Below are 17,216 nucleotides of genomic sequence, written 5' to 3' on the forward strand. Positions count from 1 at the left end.
TGCAAGACCGTTGCAATGTGCTCGGCTGTCCACAACAGCCGGTCGGGCCGATCATTTGGCGAACAACTGATCGATATTCTTGAACGCCTTGAATTCCAGAGCGTTGCCGCAGGGGTCGAAGAGAAACATCGTGGCTTGTTCGCCCACCAATCCCTGAAAGCGGATACCCGGTTCGATCACGAAGCGTGTACCAATGGCTTTCAAGCGCTCGGCCAGGGTCTCCCATTCCTCCATCCCCAATACCACACCGAAATGCGGTACTGGTACATCGTGACCATCGACGGCGTTGGTATGGGCGGCTTCCTGAGAAGCGTTTTTCGGTGCCAGATGAATCACCAGTTGATGGCCGAAAAAGTTGAAATCGACCCAGTGATCGCTGGAGCGACCTTCCTCCAGGCCGAACGCTTCACCGTAGAAGCGCCGGGCGGCGGCCAAGTCGTAAACCGGGATGGCCAAATGAAAAGGGGACAGTTGCATCGGACGTGCCTCGACAGGTTGGGAGTTGATACCGAGTTTAGTCCTGTGCTTTTTGATTGAAAGACGATAGTTTTTGCGGCGAGCTCAAATTATTTCGATCAATTGGAGGGCCCATGCTGCGGGAACTGAAAACCTTCATTGCCGTGACGCGTTATGGCACGTTCGCTGCGGCAGGCATGCACATTGGTCTGACCCAGTCGGCGGTCAGCGCGCAGATCCGTAACCTTGAGCAGGCGTTGGGCATGCGCCTGTTCGATCGCACCGGACGTCAGGCGATTCTCAACGCGGCGGGGCAGCGGGCGTTACCAATGGCCCGGGAAATTCTTGAGACCTTCAGCCGTATGGCTGTCAGTGATGGCGTCGGCGAGTTTCGTGGTGAATTGAAGATCGGCGCGGTGGCCACCGTCCAGACCGGGCTGTTGCCGCGAGCGCTGTTGCGACTCCGGCAACAGGCGCCATTGTTGGAGACGAAACTGGTGCCGGGGGTATCCCTGAGCCTGTTGAGTCAGGTGGACACCGGCGAAGTGGACCTGGCGATTCTGATCAAGCCGCCATTTGAGTTACCCAAGGAATTGTCGGTGCACGTCATTCGCCGGGAGCCGTTTGTGCTGATCGTGCCGGCAAATCTTGAGGGTGACGACCCGCTGCAGTTGCTCGCCAACCACCCCCACGTGCGCTACGACCGCAATTCTTTCGGTGGGCGCTTGGTGACTCGCTTTTTACGTGAGCAGCAGATTGATGTGCAGGTGGCACTGGAACTGGATGAGCTGGAAGCTATCGTCAAAATGGTCGAATGCGGGCTGGGTGTTTCGCTATTGCCCGAGGCGGGGCTGTGGCTTGAGCATGGGGCGAAGGTGCGGATCATTCCGTTGGGTGAGCTGACGTTCTACCGGGAGATCGTGCTGTTGCAGCGTTATAGCCAGCGCACACAACCGATCCAGCAGTTGTTTGCCCGGTGTTTGACGCAGATCGACGACTGAACACTAATCCCTGTGGGAGCGGGCTTGCTCGCGAAGGCGGTGTTCGGCATACAGAAAGTGTCGACTGGCACACCGCTTTCGCGAGCAAGCCCGCTCCCACATTTGACCGCATCAAGCCTGGAATTGAGGGCATAAAAAAACCCGCCAATCGGCGGGTTTTTTCATGGCTAACCGAAGATCACTCTTCGATGTTGCCCATGGCGGTGGTGTTGAAGCCGCCGTCTACGTACATGATTTCGCCGCTGATGCCGGACGCCAGGTCCGAGCACAGGAAGGCGCCGGCGTTGCCGACTTCGTCGATGGTGACGTTACGACGCAGCGGGGTTTGCGCTTCGTTGGCGGCCAGCATTTTGCGGAAGTTCTTGATGCCGGAAGCGGCGAGGGTGCGGATCGGGCCAGCCGATACGCAGTTCACGCGGGTGCCATCCGGGCCCAGGGAGCCAGCCAGGTAACGCACGCCAGCTTCCAAAGAAGCCTTGGCCATGCCCATTACGTTGTAGTTCGGCATGGTGCGCTCGGCGCCCAGGTACGACAGGGTCAGCAGGCTGCCATTGCGGCCTTTCATCATTTCGCGGCCAGCCTTGGCCAGGGCCACGAAGCTGTAGGCGCTGATGTCGTGAGCGATGCGGAAACCTTCACGGGTGGTGGCTTCGGTGAAGTCGCCGTCCAGTTGGTCGCCCGGGGCGAAGCCGACGGAGTGCACGATGCAGTCCAGGCCGTCCCACTTCTTGCTCAGTGCTTCGAAGACCTTGGCGATTTCTTCATCGCTGGCCACGTCGCACGGGAAGCACAGCTCAGGGCTCGAGCCCCAGCCTTGTGCGAATTCTTCGACACGACCCTTGAGTTTGTCGTTCTGATAAGTGAAGGCAAGCTCAGCGCCCTCGCGATGCATGGCGGCAGCGATGCCGGATGCGATGGACAGCTTGCTGGCGACACCGACGATCAGTACGCGCTTACCGGCGAGAAAACCCATGTGTTGCTCCTCTTTTCAGGTTTATTGCGCAGTGGCTGGTGCCAGAAAAGCGGCTTCCAGCAACTGCTGTGTATACGGATGTTTGGGGGCGGCAAAGATACTTTGCGCGTCTCCCTGTTCGACCACTTGGCCATGCTTGACCACCATCAGCTGGTGGCTCAGCGCTTTGACGACAGCCAGGTCATGGCTGATAAACAAATACGTCAGGTTGTACTTGGTTTGCAGTGAACGTAGCAGCTCCACCACTTGGCGTTGCACGGTCCGGTCGAGGGCCGAAGTCGGCTCGTCCAGCAGAATCAACGCCGGTTTTAGCACTAATGCCCGGGCAATGGCGATTCTCTGCCGTTGCCCACCGGAAAATTCGTGGGGGTAGCGGTGCCGGGTTTCCGGGTCCAGGCCTACCTCCTTGAGTGCCGCAATAATCGCTTGTTCCTGTGCTGCCTCAGTGCCCATCTTGTGGATTCGCAGGCCTTCGCCGACGATCTGGCTCACGCACATCCGTGGGCTCAGGCTGCCGAACGGGTCTTGGAACACCACCTGCATCTCCCGCCGCAGCGGTCGAATCTGATGCTGCGTCAGGCAGTCTAGCTGCTTGCCTTCAAAACGGATGGCGCCTTTGCTACCGATCAGCCGCAATATTGCCAGGCCGAGCGTCGACTTGCCGGAACCGCTTTCTCCCACAATCCCCAGAGTCTGGCCCTGGGGCAGGCTGAAATTGATCCCGTCTACCGCTTTGATATGGTCCACGGTCTTTTTCAGAAAGCCTTTCTTGATCGGGAACCAGACTTTCAGGTCCTCGACCTGCAGCAATGGCGGGCCAATCACGTTGGTCGCCGGTTTGCCGCTGGGCTCCGCTGCCAGCAGTTCCCGCGTGTACGGATGCTGCGGTGCGCGGAACAATTCTTCGCACGATGCCTGTTCGACGATGCAACCGCGCTGCATGACACATACGCGATGCGCAATTCTTCGCACAAGGTTCAAATCGTGACTGATCAGTAACAACGCCATGCCTAGGCGGGCCTGTAATTCCTTGAGCAGTTCGAGAATTTTCAGTTGAACGGTCACGTCCAGCGCCGTGGTCGGTTCGTCGGCTATCAGCAATTCCGGCTCATTGGCCAGGGCCATGGCGATCATCACTCGCTGACGCTGGCCTCCGGACAATTCGTGGGGCAGGGCCTTGAGACGCTTCTCCGGTTCGGGGATGCCGACCATTTCCAGCAGTTCCAGCGTGCGCTTGGTCGCGACTTTGCCGGTCAGGCCTTTGTGGATGCCCAAGATTTCGTTGATTTGTTTTTCGATCGAATGCAGCGGATTGAGCGAGGTCATCGGCTCTTGAAAAATCATCGCAATCCGGTTGCCGCGGATGTGGCGGATGGTTTTCTCTTTCAGGTCCAGCAGATTCCGGTCGGAATAAGTGATGGTTCCGGACGGGTGCCGGGCCAGCGGGTAGGGCAGCAGCCGCAGGATCGAGTGGGCGGTCACCGATTTACCGGAGCCGCTTTCGCCCACCAGCGCCAGGGTTTCGCCGCGCTTGATGTCGAAGCTGACGCCTTCGACCACCCGCTGCACGCGTTCGCCGACGATAAATTCGACGGCCAGGTCGCGCACTTCGATCAGATTGTCCTGATTCATTTCACTTCCTCGGGTCGAAGGCATCGCGAGCGGACTCGCCGATGAACACCAGCAAACTCAACATCAGCGCCAGCACCGCAAACGCACTCATACCGAGCCACGGCGCTTGCAGATTGGATTTGCCCTGGGCCACCAGTTCACCCAGGGACGGCGCGCCCGGCGGCAGGCCGAAGCCAAGGAAGTCCAGGGCGGTCAGCGTGCCGATGGCGCCGGTCAGGATGAACGGCATGAAGGTCATGGTCGAGACCATGGCGTTGGGCAGGATATGGCGGAACATGATCGCACCATTCTGCATGCCGAGCGCCCGGGCCGCGCGCACGTATTCCAGATTGCGACCGCGCAGGAACTCGGCGCGCACCACATCCACCAGGCTCATCCACGAGAACAGCAGCATGATCCCCAGCAGCCACCAGAAATTCGGCTGCACGAAACTGGCCAGAATGATCAGTAAATACAGCACCGGCAACCCGGACCAGATCTCCAGAAAACGCTGCCCGGCCAGATCGACCCAGCCGCCATAAAAGCCCTGCAAGGCCCCGGCGATCACGCCGATGATCGAGCTGAGAATGGTCAGCGTCAAAGCGAACAGCACCGAAATCCGGAAGCCATAAATCACTCGGGCCAGCACATCGCGGCCCTGATCGTCGGTGCCCAGCAGGTTATCGGCCGAGGGCGGCGCGGGGGCCGGGACTTTCAGGTCGTAGTTGATGCTTTGGTAGCTATAGGGAATCGGCGCCCACAAAACCCAAGCGTCTTTGGCCTTGAGCAGTTCGCGGATGTACGGGCTCTTGTAGTTGGCTTCCAGCGGGAATTCGCCGCCGAACGCGGTTTCCGGGTAGCGCTTGAGGGCCGGGAAGTACCAGGCGTTGTCGTAATGCACCACCAGCGGTTTGTCGTTGGCGATCAGTTCGGCACCGAGGCTTGCGCCGAACAAAATCAGGAATAGCCACAGCGACCACCAGCCACGCTTGTTGGCCTTGAACAGTTCGAAACGTCGGCGATTGAGAGGGGACAGGTTCATCTCAATGCTCCCGGCTTTCGAAGTCGATGCGCGGATCGACAAAGGTGTAAGTGAGATCGCCAATCAGCTTCACCACCAGCCCCAGCAGGGTAAAGATGAACAGCGTGCCGAAAACCACCGGGTAATCGCGGTTGATCGCTGCTTCAAAACTCATCAGGCCGAGGCCGTCGAGGGAGAAAATCACTTCCACCAACAACGAGCCGGTGAAAAAGATCCCGATGAATGCCGAAGGGAAACCGGCGATCACCAACAGCATGGCGTTGCGAAACACATGGCCGTACAACACGCGGTGACGGGTCAGGCCCTTGGCCTTGGCGGTGACCACGTATTGCTTGTTGATCTCATCGAGGAAGCTGTTCTTGGTCAGCAGCGTCATGGTCGCGAAGTTGCCGATCACCAATGCGGTCACCGGCAGTGCCAGGTGCCAGAAGTAATCGAGGATCTTGCCGCCGGTACTCAGCTCGTCGAAGTTGTTCGAGGTCAGGCCTCGCAACGGAAACCAGTCGAAATAGCTGCCGCCGGCGAACACCACAATCAGCAGGATGGCGAACAGGAACGCCGGGATCGCGTAACCGACGATGATCGCCGAACTGGTCCAGACGTCGAAGTGGCTGCCGTGTCGCGTCGCCTTGGCGATCCCCAGCGGGATCGACACCAGGTACATGATCAGCGTGCTCCACAGCCCCAGGGAGATCGACACCGGCATCTTTTCCTTGATCAGGTCGATGACCTTGGCGTCACGGAAGAAGCTGTCGCCGAAATCCAGGGTGGCGTAGTTCTTGATCATGATCCACAAACGTTCCGGCGCCGATTTGTCGAAGCCGTACATGTGTTCGATTTCCTTGACCAGCGCCGGGTCCAGGCCTTGGGCGCCGCGATAGGCGGAACCGGCCACCGACACTTCGGCACCGCCGCCAGCGATGCGACTGGTGGCACCTTCGAAGCCTTCGAGCTTGGCAATCATCTGTTCCACCGGCCCACCGGGGGCGGCCTGGATGATCACGAAGTTGATCAGCAAAATGCCGAGCAGGGTCGGGATGATCAGCAGCAGTCGCCGAAAAATATACGCCAGCATCTGATTACTCCGTGCCCGCAGGGTCGGCTTGCAGTTTGGTTTCGACTTCTATCGGCACTGTCGCGTTGGGCTTGACCCACCAGGTATTGATGCCAATGTCATATTTGGGCGAAACCTTCGGGTGGCCGATGTGGTTCCAGTACGCCACGCGCCAGGTCTTGATGTGCCAGTTGGGGATCACGTAATAGCCCCATTGCAGCACCCGGTCCAGCGCCCGGGCATGGGCCACCAGGCTTTGGCGCGAATCGGCGTTGATCAGTTGCTCGACCAGTTGGTCCACCACCGGGTCTTTCAGGCCCATGGAGTTGCGGCTGCCGGGTTTGTCGGCTGCGTCGGTCATCCAGAACTCACGCTGCTCGTTACCCGGCGAGTTGGACTGCGGGAAGCTGCCGACAATCATGTCAAAGTCCCGGGAGCGCACGCGGTTGATGTATTGCGAGACGTCGACCCGGCGAATCACCAGGTCGATGCCCAGGTCGCTGAGGTTGCGCTTGAACGGCAGCAGTATCCGCTCGAACTCGGTCTGGGCCAGCAGGAACTCGATGGTCACCGGTTTGCCGGTGGCGTCGACCATTTTGTCGTCGACGATCCGCCAGCCGGCCTCTTGCAGCAGTTGATAGGCCTTGCGCTGCTGAGTGCGGATCATGCCGCTGGCGTCGGTCACCGGGTTCTGGAACGCTTCGCTGAACACTTGCTCGGGAATCTTGCCGCGGAACGGGTCGAGAATCGCCAGTTGATCGGCGTCTGGCAGGCCTGTGGCGGCCATTTCCGAGTTTTCGAAGTAACTGCGGGTGCGCGCGTAGGCGCCGTTGAACAGTTGCTTGTTGGTCCATTCGAAGTCCAGCAACAGGGTCAGTGCCTGACGCACGCGCACATCCTGAAACACCGGGCGGCGCAGGTTGAACACGAAGCCTTGCATGCCAGTGGGGTTGCCGTTGGGGATTTCTTCCTTGATCAGCCGACCTTCGGTCACCGCCGGAATGTTGTAGGCCTTGGCCCAGTTTTTCGCGACCGATTCCAGCCAGTAGTCGAACTGGCCGGCCTTGAGCGCTTCCAGCGCGACGGTGTTGTCACGGTAATAGTCGGTGGTCATTACGTCGAAATTGTAGAAGCCGCGATTGACCGGAAGGTCCTTGCCCCAGTAATCCTTGACCCGCTCATAGCGTACCGAACGTCCAGCCTTCACTTCGCTGACTTTGTACGGCCCGCTGCCCAGCGGCAGTTCCAGGTTGCCCTTGGTGAAGTCGCGAGTGGCCCACCAATGCTTGGGCAGTACCGGCAGTTGCCCGAGGATCAGCGGCAATTCACGGTTGTTTTTGTGCTTGAACTTGAACAGCACTTTAAGCGGGTCTTCGACGACCACTTCTTCCACGTCACTGTAATAGACGCGGTAGAGCGGGGCGCCGTCCTTGGTCAGGGTCTGGAAGCTGAACACCACGTCTTCGGCACGTATCGGGTGACCGTCGTGGAAGCGTGCTTCGGGACGCAGGTAGAAGCGCACCCAGCTGTTGTCCGGGGCTTTTTCGATTTTGCCGGCGATCAGGCCGTATTCGGTAAACGGCTCATCCAGACCCTGTTTGGCCAGGGTGTCGTAGATCATGCTGATGTCGTCGGCCGGCACGCCTTTGTTGATGAACGGGTTGAGGCTGTCGAAGCCACCGAACCCGGCCTGTCGGAAGATTCCGCCCTTGGGCGCGTCAGGGTTTACGTAATCGAAATGTTTGAAATCGGCCGGGTATTTCGGCGGCTCGTTGTAAAGGGTCAGGGCATGTTGCGGGGCGGCGCAGGCCAGCCCGGCGAACAACAGACCGCTGGCCTGCAAGAGCAGGGCGCGTACGGGTTTCATCGATCTTTCTCCGAAGATTTCAGCCACCACGCGCTCAGGCCCAGGGTGTAGGGCGGCGTCGTGACGAAGGCGAACCGGTTGCGGTAGGCCAGGCGGTGATAATTGAGGTACCAGTTGGGAATGATGTAGTGCTGCCACAGCAGCACCCGGTCGAGCGCCTTGCCGGCGGCGACTTGTGCATCGCGGGTCTGGGCGGCGAGCAGTTGTTCGAGCAAATGGTCGACTATCGGGTTGGCGATACCGGCGTAGTTCTTGCTGCCCTTGACCCCGACCTGGCTGGAGTGGAAGTACTGCCATTGTTCCAGACCCGGGCTCAGGGTCTGGTTGAGGGTCATCAGGATCATGTCGAAATCGAACTGATCGAGGCGCTGTTTGTACTGGGCACGATCGACCGTGCGCAGCCGCGCATCGATGCCGATGCTGGCGAGGTTCTCGACGTAAGGCTGAAGGATGCGTTCCAGGTTCGGGTTGACCAGCAGGATCTCGAAGCGCAACGGTTGGCCGATGGTGTTCTGTAGCCGCTGACCGCTGAGCTTCCAGCCGGCCTCGGCGAGCAGCTCCAGGGCCTTGCGCATGGTTTCCCGCGGAATGCCGCGGCCTTCGGTCTGCGGCAGGCTGAACGGCTCGGTGAGCAGCTTGGCGGGCAACTGATCGCGATAGGGCTTGAGCAGCAGCCACTCGTGACCGACCGGTAGCCCGGTGGCGGAGAACTCGCTGTTGGGGTAATAACTCATGGCGCGCTTGTAGGCACCGCTGAACAGCGTGCGGTTGGTCCACTCGAAGTCGAACATCAGCCCCAGCGCTTCGCGGACCTTGGCCTCGGCGAAGGCCGGTCGCCGGGTGTTCATGAACAGGCCTTGGCTCTGGGTCGGGATCTGATGCGCGATTTGCGCCTTGATCACCTCGCCACGGCGCACGGCCGGGAAGTTGTAACCGTTGGCCCAGTTCTTCGCCTGGTGTTCGATGTAGATGTCGAACTCACCGGCCTTGAACGCTTCGAAAGCCACGTCACTGTCACGGTAGAACTCGACTTCCATGCGATCGACGTTGTACTTGCCGCGATTGACCGGCAGGTCTTTGCCCCAGTAATCCTTGACCCGTTCGAAGACGATCTGCCGTCCGGGCGTTACCGAGGTGATGCGATACGGCCCGCTGCCCAATGGCGGCTCGAAGGTGGTGGCCTTGAAGTCGCGACCTTCCCAGTAATGCTGAGGCAACACCGGCAACTCGCCCAGGCGCAGGATCAGCAGCGGATTACCGGAGCGTTTGAAGACGAAACGGATGCGTCGTGGGTTGAGGATATCCACCCGCGACACTTCCTGAAGGTTGGTGCGGTATTGCGGATGACCTTCCTTGAGCAGCAACCGGTACGAGAACGCCACGTCGTAAGCGGTAATCGGCGTGCCATCGTGGAAACGCGCTTCGGGACGCAGGTTGAACACCACCCAGCTGCGGTCTTCGCTGTATTCCACCGATTGGGCAATCAGGCCATAACTGGAGGTCGGCTCATCGCCGGACGGCGCGTATTGGCCGGTGCCGACCATCAGCGGTTCATTGAGTTCGTTGATGCCGTATTGCAGGAAGTTGCCGGTGGAAACCGGGCTCGAGCCCTTGAATGTGTAAGGGTTGAGCGTATCGAAGGTGCCAAACGCCATCACCCGCAACGTACCGCCCTTGGGCGCTTGCGGGTTGACCCAGTCGAAGTGGGTAAATCTGGCCGGGTACTTGAGCGTGCCGAACTGCGCATAACCATGGCTTTCGCTGATCGTCGCGCTTGCGGGGGAGCTCAAGGCCAGGCTGATCAGGAGCAGGAGGAGGGGACGCTTCAAGTCAGAGATCCGATCCAGGCGGCTTGGGCTTTGTGGGCCGTACAGTAACAGCTTGTATCGACAGGAAAAAGACGGGGGCTGAAAGCGATGTCCAGGCATAAAAAAAGATCGCAGCCTGCGGCAGCTCCTACATCGATCATGTACACCCGCGATTGATTGGATGTACGCATTCTGTAGGAGCTGCCGAAGGCTGCGATCTTTTCAGCAGCACACAATTTTAATTCGGCGAAGCAACCGTCAGCATCTGCCCCGGCTTCAGCGCCTGGCCAACTCGAGGGTTCCAGCGCTTGAGGTGCTGCATTTCAACGTTGAAACGTTTGGCGACCATGTACAGCGAATCGCCTTGCTTGACCTTGTATTGGGTCTGTTGCGTCTTGTTTGTAACCTTGCCGTTCGCCTTGCTGTTCGCCGCGACCACGGTGTTGACGCGCCCGGATTTGCGCTTGGTGGTGTCCTGCATCACCAGGGTCTGGCCGACCTTGAGGTTCTTGCCGGTCAGTTTGTTCCAGCGTTGCAGGTCCTTGATGTCGACCTTGTTGGCCTTGGCGATGGTGCCCAGATTGTCGCCGCGTTTGACCCGATAGGCGCGCTTGAGGCTGGCGATTTCGCTTTCGTCTGCCCCTTCGAACACTGGCTTGAGCGATCGCTGGCTGATCAGCTCGTCAGGACGCATGGTCGACAGGCTGGCGGTCAGCAGTTGCGCCTTGGACGTTGGCACCAGCAGATGCTGGGGGCCGTCAATGGTGGTGCGCTGCTTGAAGGCCGGGTTGAGCTGGAACAGTTCGTCTTCGTCGATGTTGGCCACCGCGGCAACCTTGGACAGGTCCATGCGCTGGTTGATTTCGACGACCTGGAAGTACGGTTCGTTGGCAATCGGGTTGAGGTTCACGCCATAGGCTTCGGGCGCCAGGACCACTTGCGACAACGCCAGAAGCTTCGGCACATAGGCCTGGGTTTCTGCGGGTAGCGGCAGGTTCCAGTAGTCGGTCGGCAGGCCGAGTCGTTCGTTGCGCTCGATGGCCCGGCTGACCGTACCTTCGCCAGCGTTGTAGGCCGCCAAGGCCAGCAGCCAGTCGCCGTTGAACATGTCGTGCAGGCGGGTCAGGTAATCCATGGCCGCGGTGGTCGAGGCGGTGATGTCGCGACGGCCATCGTAGAAGCGGGTCTGGCGCAGGTTGAAGTAACGCCCGGTGGAAGGAATGAATTGCCAAAGACCCACCGCGTTGGCCCGGGAATAGGCCATTGGGTTGTAGGCGCTTTCAATCACCGGCAACAGCGCCAGTTCCAGCGGCATGTTGCGTTCTTCAAGGCGTTCGACGATGTAGTGAATGTAGAGGCTGCCGCGTTCGCCGGCGTTTTCGAGGAAGGACGGATTACTGGCGAACCACAGGCGCTGTTGCTCGATGCGCGGGTTGACGCCCAGGTTGTCCTGCAACTGGAAGCCTTGGCGCATGCGCTCCCAGACGTCCTGTGGAATTTGCGGTGTTGGTTTTTCGCTGAGCCAGATGGGTTTTTGCTTGGCTCGAGCGGCGATGTTCGGAGTGTGTGTCGCTTCGGTCTGCGGCACATGGCTGGAACAGCCCGCCAAAGTGGCGGACACAGCCACCGCGATGGCTTGAGCCAAGCGGGTCAATGCGTCTGAATTGATGGCTTTACGAATAGGTGACGACATTGGCTGGAAGTAAGTTCCGGGCAAAAATGTCGGGCGATTCTAGAAAGCGCACCCCCTGCGGTCAACCATTCAGAATTTTTGTATCATCAAGCAGCCTCCCTAGAACGTATCTTTCCACGCTCGAAGAGCAGCAAAAACCGCACTCGGAGCCCGGTTATCAGTACCATTCCGTTCGTCCACTTTTTCTTTAACGGATGTTTCTCCGGTACGCAAAAACGGATTGGTGAGCTTTTCCAGTGCCAGCGTCGAAGGCAACGTCATGATTCCGGCGTCGCGTTGCCGGGTGACTTTGGCCAGTCGTTCGAGGGTATCGGGGTTGTTCGGTTCGACTGCTGCGGCGAACTTCAGATTGCTCAGGGTGTACTCGTGGGTGCAGTAGACCAGCGTGTCTTCGGGCAGCGCTGCGAGGCGGCTCAGCGAGTGATGCATTTGCTCGGGCGTGCCTTCGAATAACCGTCCGCAACCGGCGGCGAACAGGGTGTCGCCGCAAAACAAATGGCCCTGATGATAAAAGGCAATGTGCCCAAGGGTATGGCCCGGTACCTGGATGACGTCGAAGTCCCAGCCCAGCACGCTGATGCGGTCATTATCCTTGAGCGCCACGTCCCGCGCCGGGATGCTTTCGCTGGCCGGGCCGTAGACTGTCGCGTCTGTCGCTTTTTTCAGCCGCTCGACGCCGCCGACATGGTCATGATGGTGATGAGTGATCAAAATATCGCTTAACACCCAACCCGGGTGCGCCGCGAGCCAGGCTTGTACTGGCGCGGCATCGCCCGGGTCGACCACGGCGCAGCGCTGGGTGCTGTGGTCTTGTAACAACCAGATGTAGTTGTCGGTGAAGGCGGGCAGGGCACTGATCTGTATCATCGTCGGATTCGCCAAGCGGAAAACATTGGCGCATCTTAGAACTTCCTGGCGCGTTGGAGAATGCAATGACCGATAAAGCGTTCGCTCAGGCCGATCCTGAGTGGCTGACATTGATCAGCGCGGCCCGTGAATGGCTGTCCGGGCCCATCGGGCAATTTCTGCTGGACGAAGAACGACGCATGCTCGAAGACGAGTTGGGGCGCTTCTTCGGCGGTTACCTGGTGCATTACGGCCCTTCGGCGCAGACACCGCCGTCGGCGCCGCAGGTCCAGCGCAATGTGCGGCTCGGTGCGCCGTTGCCGGGGGTCGAGATCGTCTGCGAAGAGCAGGCCTGGCCTTTGAGCGAGCACGCCGCCGATGTGGTGGTGTTGCAGCACGGGCTGGATTTCTGCCTGTCGCCCCACGGTTTGCTGCGCGAAGCGGCGAGCAGTGTTCGGCCTGGCGGGCATCTGCTGATTGTCGGAATCAACCCCTGGAGCAGCTGGGGCCTGCGTCATGTGTTCGCCCATGACGCCTTGCGCAAGGCCCGCTGCATTTCGCCGTCGCGGGTTGCTGACTGGCTGAACCTGCTGGGCTTCGCGCTGGAGAAACGCCGCTTCGGGTGCTATCGTCCGCCGCTTGCGTCGCCTGCCTGGCAAGCCCGTCTGGCCGGTTGGGAGCGCAAGGCCGGTGACTGGCAATTGTCGGGTGGTGGCTTCTATTTATTGGTCGCGCGCAAGATCGTGGTAGGCCTGCGGCCGGTGCGTCAGGAACGGCGCGAACCGATGGGCAAGCTGATTCCATTGCCGATGGCCAAGGTCAACCGTCGTCACCTCGAACCGTAGTACACATTTTATTTTCCCGGCCGGGTTCGCCCCGGCCTTGGGCATCGTCGGTCACCGATCGGCGAGCCACCGCATTTTCTGGATAGATTGGCATGAGCGATAGCGTAGAACTCTTCACCGATGGCGCCTGTAAGGGCAACCCTGGCCCGGGCGGCTGGGGTGCGTTGCTGGTATGCAAGGGCGTTGAAAAAGAACTCTGGGGCGGCGAAGCCAACACCACCAACAACCGCATGGAGTTGATGGGCGCGATCCGTGGCCTGGAAGAACTCAAACGCTCCTGCGATGTGCTGCTGGTGACCGACTCCCAGTACGTGATGAAAGGCATCAACGAGTGGATGGCCAACTGGAAGAAACGCGGCTGGAAAACCGCGGCCAAGGAACCGGTAAAAAACGCCGATCTGTGGAAGCTGCTCGACGAACAGGTCAACCGCCACAACGTCACCTGGAAATGGGTACGTGGGCACATCGGCCATCACGGCAACGAACGGGCCGACCAACTGGCCAACCGTGGCGTTGATGAAGTGCGTGGGTACAAGCAGGCCTAAAGCCGCGCGATCCCCCCGTAGGAGCTGCCGGAGGCTGCGATCTTTTGATCTTGGTCTTCAGCGGCTCCGAAAAAATCAAGATCAAAAGATCGCAGCCTTCGGCAGCTCCTACAGGGACCGTGTTCACAGTACCAAGGTCGTGGTAGCTGGTTGTCTGGCGGCGCGCTGGATCCCGCGAGCGTGTTAACATCGCCGCTTTTGCACGATTGACCCGTTGAGAGCTGAGCACTGATGGCCACCAGATCCGTTGTACTCGATACCGAAACCACCGGCATGCCGGTGACCGACGGCCACCGGATTATCGAAATCGGTTGTGTCGAGTTGATCGGTCGGCGCCTGACCGGCCGGCATTTCCACGTTTACCTGCAACCGGATCGCGAGAGTGATGAAGGCGCCATTGGCGTCCACGGCATCACTAACGAGTTCCTGGTGGGCAAGCCGCGTTTCACCGAAGTGGCCGATGAGTTCTTCGAGTTCATCAAGGGTGCGCAGCTGATCATCCATAACGCGGCGTTCGACGTTGGCTTCATCAACAACGAATTCGCCCTGATGGGCCACCACGAACGCGCGGACATCACGCAACACTGCTCGATCCTCGACACCCTGATGATGGCCCGGGAACGTCACCCGGGGCAGCGCAACAGCCTCGACGCCTTGTGCAAACGCTATGGCGTCGACAACTCCGGCCGTGAGCTGCACGGCGCGTTGCTCGACTCCGAGATTCTCGCCGACGTTTACCTGACAATGACCGGCGGCCAGACCAGCCTGTCGCTGGCCGGTAACGCGTCCGATGGCAATGGTTCAGGTGAAGGCGCGGACAACTCCGCCACCGAAATCCGTCGTCTGCCGGCCGATCGTCAGCCAATCCGGATCATCCGTGCCAGTGAAGAGGATCTGGCCCAGCACATTGCGCGCCTTGAAGCCATCGCCAAATCCGCCGGCGCTCCGTCGCTGTGGCAGCAATTGGCTGAGGCCAAGGCCCAGGCCTAAAGGCCTTAAAAGATCGCAGCCTTCGGCAGCTCCTACGCCAACCGTGTCGAGCATCAAATCAACGGTGGCCCCGATCCTGTAGGAGCTGCCGCAGGCTGCGATCTTTTGATCTTCGCAAACGCAACCAATGCCCCACTTCAGGGCATCCCGCTCGCCACATGCGCTCCAACCCTCTACCCTGAGGTTATTGGCAGGCCACGGTCTGCCGCCTCAGGACACCGAGCCCCATGTATAAAGATTTGAAATTTCCGGTCCTGATCGTCCACCGCGACATCAAAGCCGACACCGTTGCCGGTGATCGTGTGCGTGGCATCGCCCGGGAGCTGGAGCAGGAAGGCTTCAGCATCGTCTCGGCGGTCGATTACAACGAAGGGCGTCTGGTCGCCTCGACTCATCACGGCCTCTCCTGCATGTTGATTGCCGCCGAAGACGCCAGCACCAATGCTCATCTTCTGCATAACATGGCCGAGCTGATCCGCCTGGCACGGGTTCGGGCGCCGGACCTGCCGATCTTTGCCCTGGGCGAACAGGTCACCCTGGAAAATGCCCCGGCCGACGCCATGGCCGAGCTCAATCAGTTGCGCGGCATTCTTTATTTGTTCGAAGACACCGTGCCCTTCCTCGCCCGTCAGGTCGCTCGCGCGGCGCGCAAATATCTGGACGGTCTGTTGCCACCGTTCTTCAAGGCGCTGGTGCAGCACACCGCTGACTCCAATTATTCCTGGCATACCCCCGGCCATGGCGGCGGCGTGGCGTATCACAAGAGCCCGGTGGGGCAGGCGTTTCACCAATTCTTCGGGGAAAACACCCTGCGTTCGGATTTGTCGGTATCGGTGCCCGAGCTCGGTTCGCTGCTCGATCACACCGGCCCTCTGGCCGAGGCGGAAGCGAGAGCCGCGCGCAATTTCGGCGCCGATCACACCTTTTTCGTGATCAATGGCACCTCGACCGCCAACAAGATCGTCTGGCATTCCATGGTGGCCCGCGATGACCTGGTGCTGGTGGATCGCAACTGCCACAAGTCGGTGTTGCACTCGATCATCATGACCGGCGCGATTCCGCTGTACCTGTGCCCGGAGCGCAATGAGCTGGGGATTATCGGCCCGATTCCGTTGAGCGAATTCAGCCGCGAATCGATCCAGGCCAAGATCGACGCCAGCCCGCTGACCCAGGGCCGCGAACCCAAGGTCAAGTTGGCGGTGGTGACCAACTCGACTTACGACGGCTTGTGCTACAACGCCGAGCTGATCAAGCAGAGCCTGGGCAACAGCGTCGAGGTGTTGCATTTCGATGAGGCCTGGTACGCCTACGCGGCATTCCACGAGTTCTTCGCCGGCCGTTACGGTATGGGCACCTCTCGCAGCGAAGACAGCCCGCTGGTGTTCACTACGCACTCTACGCACAAGTTACTGGCGGCGTTCAGTCAGGCGTCGATGATTCACGTTCAGGACGGCGGTGCGCGGCAGCTGGATCGCGACCGTTTCAACGAAGCATTCATGATGCATATCTCGACCTCGCCGCAGTACAGCATCATTGCTTCGCTGGACGTGGCCTCGGCGATGATGGAAGGGCCGGCCGGGCGTTCGCTGTTGCAGGAAATGTTCGACGAGGCCCTGAGTTTTCGCCGGGCCCTGGCCAATCTGCGTCAGCACATCGCCGCTGATGATTGGTGGTTTTCCATCTGGCAACCACCCTCGGCCGAAGGTATCGAGCAGGTGGTCACCGAAGACTGGCTGCTGCAACCCGACGCCGATTGGCATGGCTTTGGCGGCGTGACCGACGACTATGTGCTGCTCGATCCGATCAAGGTCACGCTGGTGATGCCGGGTTTGACGGCAGGCGGTGCCCTGAGTGCGCGGGGGATTCCGGCGGCGGTGGTCAGCAAATTCCTCTGGGAGCGTGGGCTGGTCGTGGAAAAGACCGGGCTGTATTCGTTCCTGGTGCTGTTCTCCATGGGCATCACCAAGGGCAAGTGGAGCACGCTGCTGACCGAATTACTGGAGTTCAAGCGCAGTTACGACGCCAACGTCAGCCTGGCAAGTTGTTTGCCGTGCGTGGCGCAACACAATATTGCCCGTTATCAAGGCATGGGTTTGCGTGATCTGTGTGATCAATTGCACGCCTGTTATCGCAGCAACGCCACGGCCAAACACCTCAAACGCATGTACACCGTACTGCCGGAAGTCGCGATGAAGCCGGCGGACGCCTATGATCAATTGGTACGCGGGGAGGTTGAGGCTGTTTCGATCGATGCTCTGGACGGGCGGATCGCAGCGGTAATGCTGGTGCCATACCCGCCGGGGATTCCGTTGATCATGCCCGGCGAGCGTTTCACCGAGTCGACCCGTTCGATCATCGATTACCTGAAGTTTGCCCGTACGTTCGACAGCAGCTTCCCCGGATTTGTCGCCGATGTGCATGGCTTGCAACACGAAGACGAGGGCAATGGACGGCACTACACCGTCGATTGCATCAAGGAATGAGG

Annotated in this window: 14 protein-coding genes; 5 read left to right on the plus strand and 9 right to left on the minus strand. The window is 59.8% G+C overall.

Going from position 1 to position 17,216, the window contains the following annotated elements; genetic code table 11:
* Positions 1–51: 51 nt before the first annotated feature.
* Positions 52–477 carry a VOC family protein gene (locus tag F6R97_RS28855; RefSeq protein WP_038984108.1) on the minus strand — a complete coding sequence of 142 codons (426 nt, stop codon included), beginning with the start codon at positions 475–477 and terminating at the stop codon, positions 52–54.
* Between the two features lie 113 nt (positions 478–590).
* On the opposite strand from F6R97_RS28855, the gene F6R97_RS28860 reads away from it, so the two are divergent.
* Entirely contained in the window at positions 591–1,457 is an 867-nt protein-coding gene (locus F6R97_RS28860; RefSeq protein WP_315867517.1) for a LysR family transcriptional regulator, read from the plus strand.
* A gap of 178 nt (positions 1,458–1,635) precedes the next feature.
* Here F6R97_RS28860 and fabI read toward each other — a convergent pair whose 3' ends face one another.
* From fabI to gloB, 8 genes are all read right to left on the minus strand, one after another.
* Complete coding sequence (gene fabI / locus F6R97_RS28865) at positions 1,636–2,430, minus strand: enoyl-ACP reductase FabI (RefSeq protein ID WP_007906751.1); 795 nt, start codon at positions 2,428–2,430, stop codon at positions 1,636–1,638.
* A 21-nt stretch (positions 2,431–2,451) separates the two neighbouring features.
* Positions 2,452–4,062, minus strand: a complete 1,611-nt coding sequence (locus F6R97_RS28870) for an ABC transporter ATP-binding protein (RefSeq protein ID WP_315867518.1) — start codon at positions 4,060–4,062, stop codon at positions 2,452–2,454.
* Position 4,063: 1 nt separating this feature from the next.
* Positions 4,064–5,083, minus strand: coding sequence for an ABC transporter permease (locus tag F6R97_RS28875; RefSeq protein ID WP_008074378.1), 1,020 nt, complete (start codon positions 5,081–5,083; stop codon positions 4,064–4,066).
* A 1-nt stretch (position 5,084) separates the two neighbouring features.
* Positions 5,085–6,158 carry a microcin C ABC transporter permease YejB gene (locus F6R97_RS28880; protein WP_007906757.1) on the minus strand — a complete coding sequence of 358 codons (1,074 nt, stop codon included), beginning with the start codon at positions 6,156–6,158 and terminating at the stop codon, positions 5,085–5,087.
* Between the two features lie 4 nt (positions 6,159–6,162).
* The gene (locus F6R97_RS28885; protein ID WP_315867519.1) at positions 6,163–8,004 is read right to left on the minus strand and encodes an extracellular solute-binding protein; all 1,842 of its coding nucleotides are present in this window, start codon (positions 8,002–8,004) and stop codon (positions 6,163–6,165) included.
* A complete protein-coding gene (locus tag F6R97_RS28890; protein ID WP_315867520.1) occupies positions 8,001–9,833 on the minus strand; it encodes an extracellular solute-binding protein in 1,833 nt (610 codons plus the stop codon). The genes F6R97_RS28885 and F6R97_RS28890 overlap by 4 nt, the downstream gene beginning before the upstream one ends.
* Positions 9,834–10,050: 217 nt before the next feature.
* On the minus strand, positions 10,051–11,505 hold the full coding sequence (locus F6R97_RS28895; RefSeq protein ID WP_038984103.1) for a transglycosylase SLT domain-containing protein: 1,455 nt from the start codon (positions 11,503–11,505) through the stop codon (positions 10,051–10,053).
* Positions 11,506–11,604: 99 nt separating this feature from the next.
* Positions 11,605–12,372, minus strand: a complete 768-nt coding sequence (gloB, locus tag F6R97_RS28900; RefSeq protein ID WP_038984102.1) for a hydroxyacylglutathione hydrolase — start codon at positions 12,370–12,372, stop codon at positions 11,605–11,607.
* Between the two features lie 65 nt (positions 12,373–12,437).
* Here gloB and F6R97_RS28905 point away from each other — a divergent pair, with 65 nt between their 5' ends.
* The 4 genes from F6R97_RS28905 to F6R97_RS28920 all read left to right on the plus strand — a co-directional run bounded on the left by F6R97_RS28905 (position 12,438) and on the right by F6R97_RS28920 (position 17,214).
* Positions 12,438–13,196: a methyltransferase domain-containing protein gene (locus tag F6R97_RS28905; protein ID WP_008074391.1), complete on the plus strand. Its 759-nt coding sequence runs from the start codon at positions 12,438–12,440 to the stop codon at positions 13,194–13,196.
* A gap of 92 nt (positions 13,197–13,288) precedes the next feature.
* Positions 13,289–13,741 (plus strand): ribonuclease HI, encoded by a 453-nt coding sequence (gene rnhA / locus F6R97_RS28910; RefSeq protein ID WP_003180633.1) that lies wholly within the window; start codon positions 13,289–13,291, stop codon positions 13,739–13,741.
* Between the two features lie 231 nt (positions 13,742–13,972).
* Complete coding sequence (gene dnaQ / locus F6R97_RS28915) at positions 13,973–14,731, plus strand: DNA polymerase III subunit epsilon (RefSeq protein ID WP_038984101.1); 759 nt, start codon at positions 13,973–13,975, stop codon at positions 14,729–14,731.
* Positions 14,732–14,958: 227 nt separating this feature from the next.
* Entirely contained in the window at positions 14,959–17,214 is a 2,256-nt protein-coding gene (locus F6R97_RS28920) for an Orn/Lys/Arg decarboxylase N-terminal domain-containing protein (RefSeq protein WP_038984100.1), read from the plus strand.
* Positions 17,215–17,216: the final 2 nt, after the last annotated feature.

This window comes from Pseudomonas sp. JV414, from assembly GCF_032424305.1.
GTDB lineage: Bacteria > Pseudomonadota > Gammaproteobacteria > Pseudomonadales > Pseudomonadaceae > Aquipseudomonas > Aquipseudomonas lini.

Bases quoted from the DNA above. Each gene is read 5' to 3' on its own strand.
- F6R97_RS28855 (WP_038984108.1), bottom strand. From the start codon at position 477: ATGCAACTGTCCCCTTTTCATTTGGCCATCCCGGTTTACGACTTGGCC.
- F6R97_RS28860 (WP_315867517.1), top strand. From the start codon at position 591: ATGCTGCGGGAACTGAAAACCTTCATTGCCGTGACGCGTTATGGCACG.
- fabI (WP_007906751.1), bottom strand. From the start codon at position 2,430: ATGGGTTTTCTCGCCGGTAAGCGCGTACTGATCGTCGGTGTCGCCAGC.
- F6R97_RS28870 (WP_315867518.1), bottom strand. From the start codon at position 4,062: ATGAATCAGGACAATCTGATCGAAGTGCGCGACCTGGCCGTCGAATTT.
- F6R97_RS28875 (WP_008074378.1), bottom strand. From the start codon at position 5,083: ATGAACCTGTCCCCTCTCAATCGCCGACGTTTCGAACTGTTCAAGGCC.
- F6R97_RS28880 (WP_007906757.1), bottom strand. From the start codon at position 6,158: ATGCTGGCGTATATTTTTCGGCGACTGCTGCTGATCATCCCGACCCTG.
- F6R97_RS28885 (WP_315867519.1), bottom strand. From the start codon at position 8,004: ATGAAACCCGTACGCGCCCTGCTCTTGCAGGCCAGCGGTCTGTTGTTC.
- F6R97_RS28895 (WP_038984103.1), bottom strand. From the start codon at position 11,505: ATGTCGTCACCTATTCGTAAAGCCATCAATTCAGACGCATTGACCCGC.
- gloB (WP_038984102.1), bottom strand. From the start codon at position 12,372: ATGATACAGATCAGTGCCCTGCCCGCCTTCACCGACAACTACATCTGG.
- F6R97_RS28905 (WP_008074391.1), top strand. From the start codon at position 12,438: ATGACCGATAAAGCGTTCGCTCAGGCCGATCCTGAGTGGCTGACATTG.
- rnhA (WP_003180633.1), top strand. From the start codon at position 13,289: ATGAGCGATAGCGTAGAACTCTTCACCGATGGCGCCTGTAAGGGCAAC.
- dnaQ (WP_038984101.1), top strand. From the start codon at position 13,973: ATGGCCACCAGATCCGTTGTACTCGATACCGAAACCACCGGCATGCCG.
- F6R97_RS28920 (WP_038984100.1), top strand. From the start codon at position 14,959: ATGTATAAAGATTTGAAATTTCCGGTCCTGATCGTCCACCGCGACATC.